Raw genomic sequence first — 17382 nt, 5'->3', positions numbered from 1 at the left:
TCACCACGTAACCGGAGTGGCCCAAGGTAAGGGAACGGCAAAGCGGCCTCGGTCGTTACCTCAGGCATGACAGCTATGACCCCCGGCTCGAACATCCCGCTTCCCGTCACCCGTGTGGCGGTGGACGTCGCCGCGCCCGTGCGGCTCGACGTATCGGGCCTGCTGCTCACCGCCGACGGCAAGGTGCGCTCCGACGACGACTTCATCTTCTACAACCAGCCGTCCGGCCCCGGCGTGACGTACCGGTCGGGCGGCGGCACGGCACCCGACGCGATCATCGTGGACACGGCCGCGGTGCCGCCCGGCATCGAGAAGATCGTCGTCACCGCGAGCCCGGACGCCGCGGGGCAGACGTTCCAGGGCATCGAACCCACCGCGACCATCCGCAACGCTGACGACGGCAGCGCGCTCGCCACGTTCACCCCGCCGCGGCTCGGCACGGAGACCGCACTGGTCGTGGTCGAGGTCTACCTCAGGGGCGGCGCCTGGAAGGCCCGCGCCGTCGGGCAGGGGTACGCCAACGGGCTGGCCGGCATCGCCACCGACTTCGGCGTCTCGGTCGACGAGGAACCGGCGCAGGCCGCCCCGGCGCCCACTCCCACTCCCGCTCCGGTGACGCCCGCCGCTCAGGCCGCGCCGCCCGCGCCCCCGGCCCCTCCCACCATGGCCCCGGCCGCCGCCCCCGGGAAGATCAACCTCGACAAGGGCCGGGTCAATCTCCAGAAGAACCAGACCGTCTCCCTCGTCAAGGGCGGCCGCCCCCTGCTCTCCCAGGTCAAGATGGGCCTCGGCTGGGAGCCCGCGTTCCGCGGCAAGGACATCGACCTGGACGCCTCCGTCATCGCGTACGGCCCCCAGCGCAACCACCTGGACAGCTGCTACTTCGGCAAGCTGTCCATCCTGAGCGGAGCGATCAAGCACTCCGGCGACAACCTGACGGGTGAGGGCGCGGGCGACGACGAGGTGATCGTGGTCGACCTGGGCCGGCTCCCGGCCGACGCCACCGGACTGGTCTTCACCGTGAACTCCTTCTCCGGACAGAAGTTCACCGAGGTCGCCAAGGCGTACTGCCGCCTGATGGACGCGGCGACCGGCGAGGAACTGGTCCGCTTCGACCTGACCTCCGCCGAGCCGCAGACGGGCGTCATGATGGCCAAGCTCGTCAAGCAGTTCTCGGGTGAGTGGGAGATGACCGCGATGGGCCAGTTCGTGAAGTCGCGGACCGTGCGGGGCATGGTCAAGCCGGCCGCCCAGGCCCTGTAGGACCGCTCCGTAGACGTCCTCCACCTAGCGCCCGTCCGCGACGAGGCCGTCCAGCCGGGCCCGGGCCGCCTCGTCGTCGGCGCCCGGCGCGGGCCGCACCACCGGCCCGTCCCGGGCGCGACGTATGGCCTCACGCACCTTTCCCGAACAGAGAGTCGTCGCCCCATGAACCTCCCCGCCACCGGCCGTCGCGTCCTCGTCAGCGGCGCCTCCCGGGGCCTCGGCCGCGCCGTCGCGCAGGCCTTCGCCGCGAACGGCGACCGGGTCGCGGTGCACTACGGCTCCCGCGCCGACGAAGCACGCGCGACCCTCGACGCCCTCCCGGGCACGGGCCACGCCCTCGTGGGCGGTGACCTCACCGACCCGTCGGAGGCCGTCCGCGTCGCGGACACCGCCGCCTCCGCGCTCGGCGGCCTGGACGTCCTCGTCAACAACGCGGCCGTGAACACCCCGCACCCGCTTCCCGAGACCCCGTACGAGGAGTGGGTACGGATCTGGCAACAGCACGTCGCCGTCAACCTGCTCGCCACCGCCAACCTCAGCCACCTGGCCGCGCGCCGCATGATCGACCAGGGCACCGGCGGACGCATCGTCAACGTCGGTTCCCGGGGCGCCTTCCGCGGCGAACCGGACCACCCCGCCTACGGCGCCACCAAAGCGGCCGTCCACGCCCTGGGCCAGTCCCTCGCGGTGTCCCTCGCACCGCACGGCATCGCCGTGGCCTCGGTCGCTCCCGGCTTCTTCGCCACCGAACGCGTCACGCCCCGCCTGACCGGCCCGGAAGGCGACACGATCCGCGCCCAGAGCCCCTTCGGCCGGGTGGGCACCGCGGAGGAGATAGCCGCGGCGGTCCTCTGGCTCGCCTCCCCGGCCGCTGAATGGTCCTCCGGCACCATCCTCGACCTCAACGGCGCGTCCCACCTCCGCACCTGACCCACCGGGCACGGGTCAGATGGCGCAACCTCTGCGCGCGGCCACGACCACTCCGGCGGCAGTGATCAGGAGGGCTGCGCCCGGGCGCCGATGAGCACAGGACGGGTGGGCGGGGATCGTCCTTCGCGGCCGGCGTCTCTTCCCTCCCGGCTGCGGCGGAGGCCGGCGGGCCGGTGCTGGAAGGCCGGCGGCGTACGTATCCGACCGGCCCGGGGCACCCAGTCGACGGGGAGAGGAGTCCGAGCCGGGACATCCAGGCCGGACCCGCGCACCCCCCGGGTGACAGACCGGGGCCACGGGGGCGCGAGCCGCCGTCAGTCGCCCGTCCGCGAGCGGGCCTTGAACGCGGCTTTGCGGGCCTCCTTCGCCACCCGCTTGTCCCGGTGCAGCCGCCCCATCGCCTCCAGCACCTCCGGCGTCGCCGGGTGCTGCACCCGCCACGCCGCGTCGAAGAAGCCGCTGTGCTGGCTCGTCAGGCCCTCCACCAGTTCCTGGAGTTCGTCCAGGTCGCCGCCGCCCGCCGCGTCCAGCTGCGCCGCGATCGTGTCGACGGCCAGCCAGAAGATCATGGGCTCCGGCGGCGCCGGCACGTCCGCCGCGCCCCGCTCCGCGAGCCAGACCCGCGCGAGGCCGCCCAGCTCCGGGTCGTCCAGGACCTCCCGTACGGCGGGTTCCGCGTCCGCGCCCACCAGCGACAGCGCCTGCTGGCAGTGGAGCCGGCGCAGCGGCGAGCCGGCGTCCGTGCCCTTCGCCGCTGCGAGCAGCTCGCGCGCCGCGGGCAGCGGCTCGCGGCGGGCCAGCCACCGTTGCGTCTCGGCGCGCGCCGACGCCTCCGGGTAGTGGGCCACCCCGTCCAGCAGCGCGTCCGCACCCTTGTCGGTGAGGTCACCGACGGCCGGCGCGTCCAGGCCGGCCTCCAGCATCCGGGCGCGGACGCCGTACAGCCCGAGAGGGGTCAACTTCACCATCCCGTACCGCGACACGTCCTCGTCGTCGCCCATCGCGACCGGCTCCGAGTCGCCCTCCTCCGCCATCAGCGCCTCGTCGACCGGCTGGTACTCGACCAGCCCGATCGGCTCCAGCACCCGGAACTGGTCGTCCAGCCGCATCATCGCCTCGGACACCTGCTCCAGGATGTCGTCGGTCGGCTCGCCCATGTCGTCGGGCACGATCATCGACGCGGCGAGCGCGGGCAGCGGCACCGGCGCGTCACCGGCGCCGCCCTCCGTGACGGTCAGGAGGTACAGGTTGCCGAGGACGCCGTCGAGGAACTCGGCCTCCCGCTGCGGGTCCCAGTCCAGCGACTCGAAGTCGAGGTCGCCGTCCTCGTCGAGTACGTCCGCGAGGTCGTCGAGCAGCGGCGCGGTCGCGTCGGCGAGCGCCGTCTCCAGGGCGTCCAGCCACAGCGCCAGGACGTCCTGCGGCGCCCCGCCGGTGACCAGCGCGAGCTGCCCGCCCGCCTCGACAAGGCCACCGTCGCCGTCGCCGCCGTCCTCGTCGCCCTCGCCGTCCTGCGGGTCGTCGACCACGACGAGCCCGGTGTCGACGGCGACCCGCCACGCCTCGCTCGCGTACGCCGCGCCGTCGTCGTCCGGCGTGAGCCCGAGCGCCTCGGCGGCGGCCGGCAGCTGCTCCTCGACGAGCTCGCCGCCGGCGCCGACCCGGGTCTGCGGCCCGGCCCAGCGGGCGAGCCGGACGGCCCTGGCCAGCAAGGGGGTGACGAGCGCGTCCCGCGCCAGCTCCGCGTCCGAGGGCAGCCGCACCGGCGGCAGGGTGGGGCGGTCCGACATCTGGGGTCTCTCCTCGGCGCGTACGTGGGGGTCGGGCGGCCCCCAGCGTAGACGCATTCGGGCGCATGCCTGGCAGTTCATGTACCGGTCAAAGCCCGTACATCCGTGAACCCTTGACAAGTGCGGTGCTCAGCCAAGAGATTGACGCGCGTAGAGCTACCGCTCAGTACCTCCCACGACCTCATCGGAGCCCAGTGATGCCTTCCTCCCTGCCGAGAACCGCGCCGAGAACCGCCGCCGTCTCGGCCGTCGTCGCCACCGCCCTCGCCGCCGGGCTGCTCGCCGCCGGAACGGCAACCGCCACGGCCGACGAGGCCACCGCCACCGCGATACGCATCCACGACATCCAGGGCACCACCCGCATATCCCCCCTGGCCGGGCAGCAGGTCAGCGGAGTGTCCGGCATCGTCACCGGCGTACGGACGTACGGCTCGCGCGGCTTCTGGTTCCAGGACCCGCAGGGCGACGACAACCCTGCCACCAGCGAGGGCGTCTTCGTCTACACCGGCTCCGTCCCGACCGTCGCCGTCGGTGACGCGGTCACCGTCTCCGGCACGGTCACCGAGTACGTCCCTGGCGGCACGTCCTCCGGCAACCAGTCGCTCACACAGATCACCAGGCCCACCGTCACCGTCACCTCCTCCGGCAACCCGCTCCCCGCGCCCACCACCATCACCGCCCGCTCGGTCCCCTCCGCGTACGCCCCCGAGGGCGACCCGGCGGCCGGCGGTTCCATCAACGGCCTCACCCTCCAGCCGGGTTCGTACGCCCTGGACCACTACGAGTCCCTGGAGGGCACCAACGTCCGCATCGGCTCCTCCCGGGTCGTCGGCGCGACCAGCAGGCACCACGAGCTGTGGGTGACGGTGAAGCCGCACGAGAACGACAACCGGCGCGGCGGCACGGTCTACGGCTCGTACACCTCCCAGAACACCGGCCGCCTCCAGATCCAGTCGCTCACGCCGATCGCCCAGCAGCCGTTCCCGAAGGCGAACGTGGGCGACTGGCTGACCGGGACGACCGAGGGCCCGCTGGACTTCAACCAGTTCGGCGGCTACACCCTCACGGCCCGTACCCTCGGCACGGTCGCCGACCGGGGCCTGGAGCGCGAGACGACCGAGAAGCAGCAGCGCGGCGAGCTGGCGGTGGCGACGTACAACGTCGAGAACCTCGATCCGTCCGACCCGCAGGGGAAGTTCGACGCGCTCGCGAAGGCGGTCGTGGACAACCTGGCCTCGCCCGACATCGTCGCCCTGGAGGAGATCCAGGACAACAACGGCGCGAAGAACGACGGTACGGTCGCCGCCGACCAGACGCTGAAGAAGTTCACGGACGCGATCGTCGCGGCCGGCGGCCCTGCGTACGAGTGGCGCACCATCGACCCGGTCAACAACAAGGACGGCGGCGAGCCTGGCGGCAACATCCGCCAGGTCTTCCTCTTCAACCCCGAGCGCGTGTCGTTCACGGACCGCGCGGCCGGTGACGCGACGACGGCGACCGGTGTCGTACAGGAGAAGGGGCGGGCGGCGCTGACCCACTCCCCCGGCCGGATCGACCCGGCGAACCCGGCGTGGGACAACAGCCGTAAGCCGCTGGCCGGCGAGTTCACCTTCCGGGGCCGTACGGTCTTCGTCATCGCGAACCACTTCGGCTCCAAGGGCGGCGACGAGTCGCTGGTCTCGCACCGCCAGCCGCCGAACCGTTCCTCCGAGGTCAAGCGCCTCCAGCAGGCACAGGCCGTCAACGCCTTCGTCAAGGACATCCTGCACGTCCAGCGCACCGCCGATGTCGTCGTCCTCGGCGACATCAACGACTTCGAGTTCTCCGAGACGACGAAGGCGCTGACGGACGGCGGCGCGCTCCACGCGGCGGTCACCTCGCTGCCGCGCGGCGAGCGCTACTCCTACGTCTACCAGGGCAACAGCCAGGTGCTGGACCAGATCCTGACCAGCCCGTCGATCCGCCGCTTCGAGTACGACAGCGTCCACATCAACGCCGAGTTCGCCGAGCAGAACAGCGACCACGACCCGCAGGTGCTGCGCTTCCGCCCGTGAGCCCGTGAGCCCGTGAGCCCGTAGGCCGTGAGCCCGTAAGGCCCCTCGTCACGCGCCCGCGCTGAAGCTCAGCGCGGGCGCGTACCGCTTCACGGCGCCACCGACGACGCCGGGGTACGTCCGCACCTTCCGCCACTGCGGTGTCGCCGACCCGACCCCGTCGCCGGGCGCGGCGAGCGCCTCGATGTGGGCCTCGGCGCTCTCCCACTCGGCGTAGTTGAGGACGCGGGTGCCGTCGAGGCTGACGTGGAAGTGCGCGGAGATCCCGCCGGGGTGCGGGCTCGGATCGGTCTCCAGGGCCTCGAACACCGCGTCCACCCACGCCCGTTGCCGGTCGGCGTCCGGTCCGTCGAACTCGACGTCGACGATCACCACGCAGCCGGGTACGCGGGTGTCGCCGGGGTTCAGCCGGCCGCTGCGGTAGAGCTCGTACGAGTGCAGTCCTGCCCGCTCGATACCGGGCACGGCGGCGTCGGTCTCGCGGTTCCGGTCGTCCCGGTGGGACCGGAAGAACTCCTGGTACGCCTCCTCGCTCGTCCACCGCGAGTAGTGCAGCAGGGTGTCCCCGTCCTCACCGGTGTACACGCTGTACGAGAGCGGCCCCACGTCCGGCCAGTCCCGTCCCGCCCAGGTCTTGGCGATGGCGTCGACGGCGGCCCGCTGCCGCTCCGGTGTACCGACGCGCCAGGTGCTGACCTTGATCACGGTCATGTCATGCCCTCCTCGGATGCCGCACCCCCGTGTGGCGCGGCCGCATGACCATGCTCGAATCCCAAGCGCGGTTGAGGTCAAGAGGCGCCGGGCACGGGTGCGCGGCTGCGCGCCGGCCTGTTGACGAGCAACAGGGAGCGCACAGCCGCGCACCGGCCTCCGGGGCCGGTCCGTCAGGCCGGCCAGGTGCCGGTCAGCCGGCGGACACCGACCGCGCCGCTGCGGTCCACCGCGGCCTTGACCACCGCGAAGATCGCGCCCTGCACGGCCGCCGCCAGCAGGATCTCCTTCCACTCCCGTTCCTCGTCCATGGCGTCCGGGGCGTCACCGCTGCCGATCATCGCCCAGGCGCGGGAGAACAGGGCGCTGGCCGCGGCGCCGCTCGCCATGCCGAGCAGGATGCCGACCGGCCGGTAGAGGATCTTCTGCTTCTTCTTCTTTTTCTTCTTCTGGTCCTTCTGGTCCTTCTGGCGCGTCATCGGCGTCACCCCCACTTCCCGGTGCGCCGCAGCTGCCAGAGCACCACGCCCGCGACGACGACCGCGGCGACCGCCGCGAGGAGCCGGCGCGGATGTTCGCGTACCGGTTCCGGGGTCTTGTCGTGCACCAGGTGGGCGGCCCGCGCCTTCACGTCCGTCTTGGCCATCAGCTGGTCGATGGTCTCGCCCAGTTCCTGCCGTTTGCGTGCCGCCTGAAGGCGGAGTTCGTCAGGTCCCGGGCTGTGGGGCGTGTCCCGTGTCATCGGTGGACCCTCTCCTTGATCTCGTGGACGTCCGAACGCACACCGTCGATCGCCCGCTCCGGCTTGGGCGGCACCGCGCGTTTCAGCTGCGTACGGCCCAGCAGGGCGAGCACCCCGGCGACCGCCAGGAACAGGACGGTCGCGATGAGCACGGCGAGCCAGACGTCGAGCGGGATCGCCAGCGCGGCGGCCACGCTGGCCCACACGCCGATCAGCCCGACGTAGCCGACGGCCGCCGCGGCCCCCAGCATCCCGCCGCCCTTGCCCGCCCGTTTCCCCTTCTGCATCATCTCGGCCTGCGCGGTGCGCATCTCGGTCTTCACCAGGTCGGAGAGCTGTTCCGACGCCTGCTTCACCAGCTCGCCGACCGACGGTTCTCCGGCCACGCGGATCGCCTCCCATCTCGTACGGGAAGCTCCGGGTACCCCGCCGAGCGGTGCCGGAACCAGCGGGATACTTCAGCAAGACTTGCCATTCACCCAAAGAAGAACTAAGTAGTCCTACACCTTCCTGTGCCGCACACTGCGGCCATGACCCTCACCACGTCACCTCCCCGCCCCTTCGGCCGCGCCCTGTGCGCCATGGTCACGCCCTTCACCGCCTCCGGCGCCCTCGACCTGGACCGGGCACAGAAGCTGGCCGCCGGCCTGGTGGCCCAGGGCTGCGACGGCCTGGTGCTGAACGGGACGACAGGAGAGTCCCCGACCACCACGGACGCCGAGAAGGCGGCACTGTTGCGGGCGGTGCGGGACGCGCTCGGTCCGGGCACCCCGCTCGTCGCGGGCGTGGGTACCGCGGACACGGCGCACACGGTGGAGCTGGCCCGCCAGGCGGAGCGGGCGGGCGCGGACGGCCTGCTGGTGGTCCCCCCGTACTACAGCCGCCCGCCCCAGGCGGCCGTCGAGGCCCACTTCCGGCGGGTGGCGGACGCGACGGGCCTCCCCCTGGCGCTGTACGACATCCCCGCCCGCACCGGCACGCGCATCGAGCCGGAGACGGTGCTGCGGCTGGCCGAGCACCCGCGGGTCGTGGCCGTCAAGGACTGCGCGTACGACCTGCTCGGCTCCACGAAGGTCCTGGCCCGCACGTCACTGGCGTACTACTCGGGCTGCGAGGAGATGAACCTGCCGCTGTACGCGATCGGCGGCGCGGGCTTCATCAGTACGGTGGCCAATGTGGCGCCCCGTCGGATGCGCGCGGTGCTGGACGCGTTCGACGCGGGCGACACCGCGCGGGCCGCCCGGCTCAACCAGCTCACCATGCCACTGGCGGAGCTGATGATGGCGTCGGGCCTGCCGGGCACGGTGACGGTGAAGGCGCTGCTGGACGCGGGCCCGGTCCGGGAACCGCTGCAGCCCGCCGACCGGGAGGCGGTCGACGGGCTGCGGGCGGCGTACGAGGAACTGGTTCAGGAGCCGACGACCTTGTTGTGACCGAGGATGGCGACGTGCTCCAGCACGTCCTCCATCGGGTCGTCGACCTGACCGATCGACAGCAGGGAAATGCGGTGTCCGTTGTCGGAGCCGTGGTGCGTCTCGTCCGCGTACGCGACGCCCGACGGCAGCGCGACCACAGCCGGAAGGACCGCGCCCAGCGCGAGCACGCCCAGAGCGATCAGCCTGCTGGTGTTCATATACGTTCCTCGCCTTGCCGGGTTGCCGGTTAGCCCGTTTGCCCGTTCGTGTGACTGTGCGCAACCTGCTTATCCACCCGACTGGCGGAAAGGTTACGCACAATCACACGAATCAGTTGTGGCTGTGGAGGATGTCGTTGAGGCCGCCCCACACCGCGTTGTTCGGCCGGGCCTCGACGGTGCCGGTGACCGAGTTGCGGCGGAAGAGGATGTTGGAGGCGCCGGACAGCTCACGGGCCTTGACGATCTGCCCGTCCGGCATGGTCACCCGCGTGCCCGCCGTGACGTACAGACCGGCCTCGACGACGCACTCGTCGCCGAGCGCGATGCCGACGCCCGCCTCGGCGCCGATCAGGCAGCGCTCGCCGATGGAGATGATGACGTTGCCGCCACCGGAGAGGGTGCCCATGGTGGAGGCGCCGCCGCCGATGTCGGTGCCGTCGCCGATGACGACGCCCGCGGAGATGCGGCCCTCGACCATGGAGCTGCCGAGCGTGCCGGCGTTGAAGTTCACGAAGCCCTCGTGCATGACGGTGGTCCCGGAGGCGAGGTGCGCGCCGAGCCGCACGCGGTCGGCGTCGGCGATGCGTACGCCCTTGGGCGCGACGTAGTCCGTCATGCGCGGGAACTTGTCGATGCTGGTGACCTGGAGGTGCAGGCCCTCGGCGCGGGCGTTCAGCCGGACCTTCTCGATGTCGTCGACGGCGACGGGCCCGAGGCTGGTCCACGCCACATTCGCCAGCAGCCCGAAGATCCCGTCCAGGCTCTGGCCGTGCGGCTTGACGAGCCGGTGGCTGAGCAGGTGCAGACGCAGGTAGACGTCGTGGGTGTCGAGCGGCTTGTCGTCGAGCGAGGCGATGACCGTGCGTACGGCGACGACCTCGACGCCTCGGCGGGCGTCGACCCGGATGGCCTTGGCGGCGCCTTCGCCGAGGAGGTTCACGGCCTGGTCGGAGGTGAGCCGCTCGGTCCCCGAGGGCCCGGGCTCGGCGACGAGCTCGGGAGCGGGGAACCAGGTGTCGAGAACGGTGCCGTCGCCGGCGATGGTGGCAAGGCCGGCGGCGACGGCGCCGGTGGTACGAGGTGCAGAAGTCATGCCAGAAACCTAACCGCCGCGCCACCGTCCGAGCGAACCGGTCTCACCTCCCGGTCGCCCCGGCCGTGAGCCCCGGCCGTAAGCCCCGGATCGGTCGCCCGCCCCGGACCCCCGTGCCGGGGCGGGCGACCGATCCGGGTGGATCAGGGGCGCGCGCCGTGCGCGTCGACGACCTTGGTCGCGAGGCGCATGGCAGTGGCGAGAACGGTGCCCTTGGCCACGTAGGGACCGCCGGACTTCTTGCCGCCGACGTAGTAGCCGATCCCGGCCACGAGCCGGAAGCCCCGGAACGCCTGGGTCTCCGGGTCGAACAGCACCTCGAAGGTGTTCCGCTCGTAGGAGTAGTCGCGGTAGTTGCCCTCGACTCCCAGCGCCATGAGGGCCTCCTTCCCGCCCGGCACGACGGTGGACGTCACCTTGGCCCCCGGCAGCTCTTGGGCGGTGCGGATCAGCAGCCTCCCCTTGTCCTCGGGCATCGAGGTCGCCGTCGCCAGGACCTCCGCGATCTCCGCGAAGTCGCGCTGCGCCTGGGTCAGCCGCCACGCGCTGGTCACCCGGTCGGGGATGGACCGCTTCCGGATCAGGACGAGGGCGCCATCGGTGTCGTCCGGCAGGTCCTCCACGAGCGCGTCCGACTGCCGGGGCGTGAGGATGTCGGTCCCGCCCCACCCGTAGGCGGCGCCCGACGGGGTCTGCGCGGGAGGGACGTGCGAGCCCATGTCCTCGGTCCAGCCGTCGTACCGCCCCCATGCCTCCTCCGTGCGGGACAGCAGGCTACGCAGGTCACAGGACTCTCCCTCCTTCCTGTAGTGGAGGTTCACGCTGAGCATCTCCATGCCGTCGCGGCCGCTTGCTCCGAAGCCGCAGTTCACCATCCGCCACTCGGTCTTGCGGTAGATCCACTGGTCCGCCCGCGGCTTGGCCGCCGGTTCCTCCGGCTCCTGCCCGGCCGGCAGCAGCGTGGCGAGCGTCGCCACCGCGGTGACCGCCGCCACCGCGCCCGCCACCGCGAGGAGCCGGCCGGCCCGGAGGCGCCGCCGGGGGCGGGCGGCCTCGTCGAGGAGGCGCTGGCGGCCGGGGGCGAGGCGGGCGCGGTCGGGAGCGGGGGCGTCCGCGCGGAAGTCCTGGAGCGTCCGCATCTCATCCATGGGTGACCTCCGCAGCGAAGTCGTGTTCGAGGGTGGGGTCACAGTCGCCGAGCGCGGCCCGTACCTTCTTGCGCGCCCGGTTGAGCCGTGAGCGGACCGTCCCGACGGGGATGGAGAGCGCCTCGGCGACCTCCTGGTACGTCAGGTCCGCCCAGGCGACCAGCAGCAGCACGTGCCGGTCGCCGCCCGGCAGGGACGCCAGCGCCCCGGCGAGGGGGCCGTGGGCGGCCTGGGCGGTGACCCGGTCGTCGGCGTGGTCGACCCACGACTCGGCGACCGGGTCGTGGCCGGTGCGGGCCAGCGCGTTGAGCGCGCGGACCTCGGTGCGGCGCTGCTTGCCGATCAGGTTGGCGGCGATGCCGTACAGCCAGGGGCGGGCGTTGGCGCGGCCCTGGTCGTAGCGCGCGCGGCCCCGGAAGGCGGCGAGGAAAGTGTCGGCCGTGATGTCGTCGGCGGCCGCGTCGCCGAGCCGCCGGGTGGCGTACCGGTGGATGTCGGCGGCGTACCGGTTGTACAGCTCGGCGAAGGCCTCCGGACGGTCCAGGGAGTCGGCTATGACGGTGGAGTCGTCGTCGCCGTCGGTGCCGGGCGGGCCGTTCACGGAGTCTCCGTCTCTGGCGGATGTGGTCACACCCTCTGTTCCCCGCAGGGGCCGAGGGGGTTCACGCGAGCAGCCGGCCCAGCATCTCGCGCGCGTACTCCTCGTCGTACACCGCGTCCGTCAGCAGCACCTGGAGGCAGATCCCGTCCATCAGGGCGACCAGCGCGCGGGCGGTGGCCGGGTCCGTCCTCGCGGACAGGGCGGCCACCACGCCGTCGGTCCACTCGGCGGCCACGGGGCGCAGTGCCGGGCGCCGGAGGGCGGCGAGGTACAGCTCGTACTCCAGCTCCACGCCCGTGCGCTCGCCGCCGAGCCACCGCCCGGTCAGCCGGGCGAGCTCCGCCGCGAGGTCCGCCTCGGGGTCGGTGAGCGCCCCGCTGTCGCGGAGGGCCCCGGCGAACCCCTCGCCCGCCTGGCGCAGCGCGGCGACGAGCAGCTCGTCGAGGGAGGCGAAGTGGTACGTCGTCGAGCCGAGCGGCACGTCCGCCTCGGCCGCCACCGTGCGGTGGCTGAGCCCCGCGATGCCGCCCCGCCCGACGACGCGGATGGCCGCGTCGATGATGCGGCGGCGCCGGTCGGGGTCGTACCGGCGGGGCGCGCGGGGCGCGCCGGGCGCCATCAGTGGGCCCCGCCGAGGTTGAGGACGACCACGCCGGCGATGACGAGGGCGATGCCCGTGACCTTGACCAGGCTGGTCGACTCTCCCAGGAACAGCATCCCGATCGCGGCGACGGCGGCGGTGCCGATGCCCGCCCAGATCGCGTACGCGGTGCCCACGGACAGCGTCTTGAGCGTCTGGGCGAGCAGGGTGAAGGCGAGCAGGTAGCCCGCGACGGTGATCAGCGAGGGCCACAGCCGGGTGAAGCCCTCGCTGTACTTCATGGCCGTCGTGCCGGCCACCTCCGCCGCGATGGCCGCGGCCAGCAGTCCGTATCCCATATGTACGAGCGTACACATCAGCCGGCCCGAGGGCGGGCACGGAAAACGGTCATGCCCTCCCCTGCTCATCGAGCAGGGGAGGGCATGACCGTCACACCCGGTACGGGAGGGAACCTCAGACGTTGAAGCCGAGCGCGCGCAGCTGCTCCCGGCCGTCGTCGGTGATCTTGTCCGGGCCCCACGGCGGCATCCAGACCCAGTTGATCTTCAGCTCGCTGACGATGCCCTCCGTCGCGGACTTCGCCTGGTCCTCGATCACATCGGTCAGCGGGCAGGCCGCGGACGTCAGCGTCATGTCCAGGGTCGCGACGTTGGAATCGTCGATGTGGATGCCGTAGATGAGGCCGAGGTTGACGACGTCGATGCCCAGCTCGGGGTCGACGACGTCGTACAGCGCCTCGCGGACCTCCTCCTCGGACGCCGGCTTCATGGCAACCGTCTCGTTCTCGCTCATGCCGTCTTCCTCTCCGCGCCGTCACCCATCGCCTGGGCCGTCGCGTCCTTCCAGGCCATCCAGCTCAGCAGGGCGCACTTCACCCGGGCCGGGTACTTCGAGACACCGGCGAACGCGACCGCGTCCTCCAGCACCTCCTCCATCGCGTCGTCGGGCTCGATCCTGCCCTTGGACTGCATCAGCTCCAGGAAGGTCGCCTGGATCTTCTGCGCCTCGGCGAGTTCCTTGCCGACGAGCAGTTCATTCAGGACCGAGGCGGATGCCTGGCTGATGGAGCAGCCCTGCCCCTCGTACGACACGTCCGCGATGCGCGACCCGTCGTACTTGACGCGCAGCGTGATCTCGTCGCCGCACGTCGGGTTGACGTGGTGCACCTCGGCGTCGCCGTCCCGCAAGCCCCGCCCGTGCGGGTGCTTGTAGTGGTCCAGGATGACGTCCTGGTACATCGAATCCAGCTTCACACCCGCTCCTAGCCGAAGAAGTTCCGGACGTGCTCCAGGCCGTCGACCAAGGCGTCGACCTCGGCCGGCGTGGAGTACAGATAGAACGACGCCCGCGTGGTCGCAGGAATTCCGTACCTGAGGCAGACGGGCCGCGCGCAGTGGTGACCGACCCGGACCGCGATGCCCTGCTCGTCGAGGACCTGGCCCACGTCGTGCGGGTGGATGTCGCCGAGGACGAAGGAGATCGCCGCGCCGCGGTCCTCGGCCGTCACCGGGCCGATGATCCGCAGGTCCGGGACCTCCTGGAGGCGGCGGACCGCGTACTCGGTGATCGCGTGCTCGTGGCGCGCGATGTTCTCCATGCCGATCGAGGTGAGGTAGTCCACCGCCGCGCCGAGACCGACGGCCTGCGCGATCGGGGGCGTACCCGCCTCGAACTTGTGCGGCGCCGGGGCGTACGTCGACGAGCTCATCGACACGGTCTCGATCATCTCGCCGCCGCCGAGGAACGGCGGGAGGTCCTCCAGCAGCTCCTGACGGCCCCAGAGCACACCGATGCCGGTCGGGCCGCACATCTTGTGGCCGGTGAAGGCGACGAAGTCGGCCTGGAGGGCCTGCACGTCCAGTGGCATGTGCGGGGCGGCCTGCGAGGCGTCGATCAGCACCAGGGCGCCGACGTCCTGGGCGCGGCGCACTATCGCCTCGACCGGGTTGACGGTGCCCAGGATGTTGGAGACCAGCGTGAAGGAGACGATCTTCGTCTTCTCCGTGATGATCTCGTCGATGTTCGACAGGTCGAGGCGGCCGTCGTCGGTGAGGCCGAACCACTTCAGCTTCGCGCCGGTGCGCTGCGCGAGCAGCTGCCACGGAACGATGTTGGAGTGGTGCTCCATCTCCGTGATGACGACCTCGGTCTCGTGGTCGACCCGGTAGGGCTCGTCGGCCCAGCCCAGCATGTTGGCGACGAGGTTGAGCGACTCCGAGGCGTTCTTGGTGAAGATCACCTCGTCCCGGCTGGGCGCGTTGATGAAGGCGGCGACCTTGTCGCGCGCTCCCTCGTACAGCGCCGTGGCCTCCTCGGCCAGCACATGCACGCCGCGGTGCACATTGGCGTTGTGCCGCTCGTAGTACTCGCTGACGGCGTCGATGACCTGGCGCGGCGTCTGCGACGTCGCCGCGTTGTCCAGGTAGACGAGCTTCTTGCCGTCGTGGAGCACCCGGTCGAGAATCGGGAAGTCCTTGCGGAGCGCCTCGGTGTCGAGGAGGCCCGGCAGCTGTGTCACGCGGATACGCCACCCTTCGTGTAGGACTCGTAGCCCTCGTTCTCCAGCTTGTCGGCGAGCTCGGGGCCACCCGACTCGACGATCCGGCCGGCGGAGAAGACGTGGACGTGGTCCGGCTTGATGTAACGGAGGATGCGCGTGTAGTGCGTGATCAGCATGGTGCCGACCTGGCCGCTCTCGCGGACGCGGTTGACGCCCTCGGAGACGATGCGCAGCGCGTCGACGTCCAGGCCGGAGTCGGTCTCGTCGAGGATCGCGACCTTCGGCTTGAGGAGCTCCAGCTGGAGGATCTCGTGGCGCTTCTTCTCACCGCCGGAGAAGCCCTCGTTGACGTTGCGCTCGGCGAAGGAGGGGTCCATGTTGAGGCGCTCCATGGCCTCCTTGACCTCCTTCACCCAGGTGCGCAGCTTGGGGGCCTCGCCGCGGATGGCCGTGGCGGAGGTGCGCAGGAAGTTGCTCACCGAGACGCCCGGGACCTCGACGGGGTACTGCATGGCCAGGAAGAGGCCGGCACGGGCCCGCTCGTCGACGGACATCGCGAGGACGTCCTCGCCGTCGAGGGTGACGGTGCCGCTGGTGATCGTGTACTTGGGGTGACCGGCGAGGGAGTACGCGAGCGTCGACTTGCCGGAGCCGTTGGGGCCCATGATGGCGTGGGTCTCGCCCTGCTTCACGGTCAGGTCGACGCCCTTGAGGATCTCCTTCGTGGCGTTGTCGGCCTCGACGGAGACGTGCAGGTCGCGGATTTCAAGCGTAGCCATGGGTGACTCAGGACTCCTGGGTGACGGAGACGAGCACATCGTCCCCTTCGATCTTGACGGGGTATACGGGGACGGGGCGCGTCGCGGGAAGGCCGGACGGCTTGCCGGTACGAAGGTCGAAGGCTGAACCGTGCAGCCAGCACTCGATCTGGCAGTCCTCGACCTCGCCCTCCGACAGCGAGACGTTCGCGTGCGAGCAGATGTCGTGGATCGCGAACACCTCGCCCTCGGTCTGGACGATGGAGATGGGCGTGCCGTCGAGTTCCACCCGCTTCGGGGTGTCCTCCTCCAGCTCGCTCAGCCCACAGGCTCGGACGAAGGGCATCAGAGGGACGCCTCCAGCTCGGCCTCGATCTTGGCGATGAGGCGCTCCTCGACGTCCGGCAGACCGATCTGCTGGACCAGCTCGGCGAAGAAGCCGCGGACGACGAGGCGGCGGGCCTCGATCTCCGGGATGCCGCGAGCCATCAGGTAGAAGAGCTGCTCGTCGTCGAAGCGGCCGGTGGCCGAGGCGTGACCGGCACCGGCGATCTCGCCGGTCTCGATCTCCAGGTTCGGCACGGAGTCGACGCGGGCGCCGTCCGTGAGGACCAGGTTGCGGTTCATCTCGTAGGTGTCGGTGCCCTCGGCGGCGGCCTGGATGAGGACGTCACCGATCCACACGGCGTGGGCGTTGTCGCCCTGCAGCGCGCCCTTGTAGGCGACGTTGGACTTGCAGTGCGGGGTGTTGTGGTCGACGAGGAGACGGTGCTCCTGGTGCTGGCCCTGCTCGGTGAAGTACAGGCCGAACAGCTCGGCCTCGCCGCCGGTCGCCGCGTACTTCACGCGCGGGTGGAGGCGGACGAGGTCACCGCCGAAGGTGACGACGATCGACTTGAAGGACGCGTCGCGGCCGATCAGCGCGTTGTGCTGGCCGACGTGGACGGCCTTCTCGTCCCAGTCCTGGATGGAGACGACGGTGAGCTTGGCGCCGTCGCCGAGCAGGTAGTCGACGTTGGCGGCGAGCACCGCGTCACCAGTGTGGTCGATGACCACGACGGCCTCGGCGAACGCGCCGAGCTCGACGACCTGGTGGCCGAAGGCGGTGCCGCCCTCGCCGTGCACGGAGATGCGGACCGGCTCGGTGAGCACGGTCTCCTTGGGCACGGTGACGACCGAGGCCTTCTCGAAGGCGGAGTACGCCTGGGCGGCGACCCGGTCCACCGGGGTGCCGGCCTTGCCGAGCCGCGCGTCGTCGCGGCCGACGGTCTCGACCGTGACGCCCTCGGGCGCCTCCACCTCGACGCGTACGCCGTCGCCGGTGGCGACCGCGGTGCCGTCGTGGAGCCCGCGCAGCCGCTCCAGCGGCGTGAACCGCCACTCCTCCTCGCGGCCGTGCGGAACGGGGAAGTCCGCGACGTCGAAGGACGGGGGTGCGCTCATGCGGGTCGCGACGGTGGACTCGGCCGCCACCGCGATGGAGCCGGCGGTGGTGGAGCCCGCCGGGAGATTCTGGGCCTCAGCCATGGCTGTCGGTCTGCTCGCTTTCTGC

The 17382-nt window shown here is 71.4% G+C and carries 21 protein-coding genes; 4 read left to right on the top strand and 17 right to left on the bottom strand.

What is annotated here, in order from left to right; genetic code table 11:
• Positions 1–66: 66 nt before the first annotated feature.
• Together AMK26_RS06015 and AMK26_RS06010 are read left to right on the top strand one after the other, a co-directional pair.
• Positions 67–1263, top strand: a complete 1197-nt coding sequence (locus AMK26_RS06015; RefSeq protein ID WP_198943993.1) for a TerD family protein — start codon at positions 67–69, stop codon at positions 1261–1263.
• Positions 1264–1428: 165 nt separating this feature from the next.
• Entirely contained in the window at positions 1429–2196 is a 768-nt protein-coding gene (locus tag AMK26_RS06010) for an SDR family NAD(P)-dependent oxidoreductase (RefSeq protein WP_073752628.1), read from the top strand.
• A 314-nt stretch (positions 2197–2510) separates the two neighbouring features.
• Here the strand turns inward: AMK26_RS06010 and AMK26_RS06005 are convergent, their stop codons facing one another.
• Entirely contained in the window at positions 2511–3986 is a 1476-nt protein-coding gene (locus tag AMK26_RS06005; RefSeq protein ID WP_073752626.1) for a hypothetical protein, read from the bottom strand.
• A gap of 197 nt (positions 3987–4183) precedes the next feature.
• Here AMK26_RS06005 and AMK26_RS06000 point away from each other — a divergent pair, with 197 nt between their 5' ends.
• Positions 4184–6040: an endonuclease/exonuclease/phosphatase family protein gene (locus tag AMK26_RS06000; RefSeq protein ID WP_073752624.1), complete on the top strand. Its 1857-nt coding sequence runs from the start codon at positions 4184–4186 to the stop codon at positions 6038–6040.
• Positions 6041–6088: 48 nt separating this feature from the next.
• Here AMK26_RS06000 and AMK26_RS05995 read toward each other — a convergent pair whose 3' ends face one another.
• The 4 genes from AMK26_RS05995 to AMK26_RS05980 all read right to left on the bottom strand — a co-directional run bounded on the left by AMK26_RS05995 (position 6089) and on the right by AMK26_RS05980 (position 7879).
• Positions 6089–6751 (bottom strand): antibiotic biosynthesis monooxygenase, encoded by a 663-nt coding sequence (locus tag AMK26_RS05995; RefSeq protein ID WP_073752622.1) that lies wholly within the window; start codon positions 6749–6751, stop codon positions 6089–6091.
• Positions 6752–6924: 173 nt separating this feature from the next.
• Positions 6925–7230 carry a DUF4235 domain-containing protein gene (locus AMK26_RS05990; RefSeq protein WP_073753080.1) on the bottom strand — a complete coding sequence of 102 codons (306 nt, stop codon included), beginning with the start codon at positions 7228–7230 and terminating at the stop codon, positions 6925–6927.
• A gap of 5 nt (positions 7231–7235) precedes the next feature.
• Positions 7236–7493, bottom strand: coding sequence for a DUF3618 domain-containing protein (locus tag AMK26_RS05985; protein WP_073752620.1), 258 nt, complete (start codon positions 7491–7493; stop codon positions 7236–7238).
• Positions 7490–7879 (bottom strand): phage holin family protein, encoded by a 390-nt coding sequence (locus AMK26_RS05980; RefSeq protein WP_241837795.1) that lies wholly within the window; start codon positions 7877–7879, stop codon positions 7490–7492. The genes AMK26_RS05985 and AMK26_RS05980 overlap by 4 nt, the downstream gene beginning before the upstream one ends.
• 144 nt (positions 7880–8023) lie before the next feature.
• Between AMK26_RS05980 and dapA the strand changes: the two genes are divergently transcribed.
• Positions 8024–8926 carry a 4-hydroxy-tetrahydrodipicolinate synthase gene (dapA, locus tag AMK26_RS05975; RefSeq protein ID WP_073752616.1) on the top strand — a complete coding sequence of 301 codons (903 nt, stop codon included), beginning with the start codon at positions 8024–8026 and terminating at the stop codon, positions 8924–8926.
• On the opposite strand, the gene AMK26_RS05970 is transcribed toward dapA, so the two are convergent.
• From AMK26_RS05970 to sufD, 12 genes are all read right to left on the bottom strand, one after another.
• On the bottom strand, positions 8902–9126 hold the full coding sequence (locus AMK26_RS05970) for a hypothetical protein (RefSeq protein WP_073752614.1): 225 nt from the start codon (positions 9124–9126) through the stop codon (positions 8902–8904). The two genes, dapA and AMK26_RS05970, sit on opposite strands and share 25 nt — an antisense overlap.
• A gap of 112 nt (positions 9127–9238) precedes the next feature.
• Positions 9239–10222 carry a 2,3,4,5-tetrahydropyridine-2,6-dicarboxylate N-succinyltransferase gene (gene dapD / locus AMK26_RS05965; protein WP_073752612.1) on the bottom strand — a complete coding sequence of 328 codons (984 nt, stop codon included), beginning with the start codon at positions 10220–10222 and terminating at the stop codon, positions 9239–9241.
• Between the two features lie 143 nt (positions 10223–10365).
• On the bottom strand, positions 10366–11370 hold the full coding sequence (locus AMK26_RS05960) for a hypothetical protein (RefSeq protein WP_143608465.1): 1005 nt from the start codon (positions 11368–11370) through the stop codon (positions 10366–10368).
• The gene (locus AMK26_RS05955) at positions 11363–11971 is read right to left on the bottom strand and encodes an RNA polymerase sigma factor (protein WP_073752608.1); all 609 of its coding nucleotides are present in this window, start codon (positions 11969–11971) and stop codon (positions 11363–11365) included. Before AMK26_RS05955 ends, AMK26_RS05960 begins: the two co-directional genes overlap by 8 nt.
• Before the next feature lie 61 nt (positions 11972–12032).
• Positions 12033–12590: a TetR/AcrR family transcriptional regulator gene (locus tag AMK26_RS05950; protein ID WP_073752606.1), complete on the bottom strand. Its 558-nt coding sequence runs from the start codon at positions 12588–12590 to the stop codon at positions 12033–12035.
• Positions 12590–12910: a DMT family transporter gene (locus tag AMK26_RS05945; RefSeq protein ID WP_073752604.1), complete on the bottom strand. Its 321-nt coding sequence runs from the start codon at positions 12908–12910 to the stop codon at positions 12590–12592. The genes AMK26_RS05950 and AMK26_RS05945 overlap by 1 nt, the downstream gene beginning before the upstream one ends.
• A gap of 115 nt (positions 12911–13025) precedes the next feature.
• Positions 13026–13364 carry a metal-sulfur cluster assembly factor gene (locus AMK26_RS05940; protein ID WP_073752602.1) on the bottom strand — a complete coding sequence of 113 codons (339 nt, stop codon included), beginning with the start codon at positions 13362–13364 and terminating at the stop codon, positions 13026–13028.
• A complete protein-coding gene (gene sufU / locus AMK26_RS05935; protein WP_073752600.1) occupies positions 13361–13825 on the bottom strand; it encodes a Fe-S cluster assembly sulfur transfer protein SufU in 465 nt (154 codons plus the stop codon). Before sufU ends, AMK26_RS05940 begins: the two co-directional genes overlap by 4 nt.
• Positions 13826–13833: 8 nt before the next feature.
• Entirely contained in the window at positions 13834–15090 is a 1257-nt protein-coding gene (locus AMK26_RS05930; protein ID WP_073752598.1) for a cysteine desulfurase, read from the bottom strand.
• Positions 15087–15851 (bottom strand): Fe-S cluster assembly ATPase SufC, encoded by a 765-nt coding sequence (sufC, locus tag AMK26_RS05925; protein ID WP_073752596.1) that lies wholly within the window; start codon positions 15849–15851, stop codon positions 15087–15089. The genes AMK26_RS05930 and sufC overlap by 4 nt, the downstream gene beginning before the upstream one ends.
• A gap of 7 nt (positions 15852–15858) precedes the next feature.
• Positions 15859–16176 carry a non-heme iron oxygenase ferredoxin subunit gene (locus tag AMK26_RS05920; protein WP_073752594.1) on the bottom strand — a complete coding sequence of 106 codons (318 nt, stop codon included), beginning with the start codon at positions 16174–16176 and terminating at the stop codon, positions 15859–15861.
• Positions 16176–17357: a Fe-S cluster assembly protein SufD gene (gene sufD, locus AMK26_RS05915; protein ID WP_073752592.1), complete on the bottom strand. Its 1182-nt coding sequence runs from the start codon at positions 17355–17357 to the stop codon at positions 16176–16178. Before sufD ends, AMK26_RS05920 begins: the two co-directional genes overlap by 1 nt.
• Positions 17358–17382: the final 25 nt, after the last annotated feature.

The sequence above is a fragment of the Streptomyces sp. CB03234 genome, assembly GCF_001905885.1.
Classification (GTDB): domain Bacteria; phylum Actinomycetota; class Actinomycetes; order Streptomycetales; family Streptomycetaceae; genus Streptomyces.
This window is presented reverse-complemented; position numbering and strand designations above follow the sequence as displayed.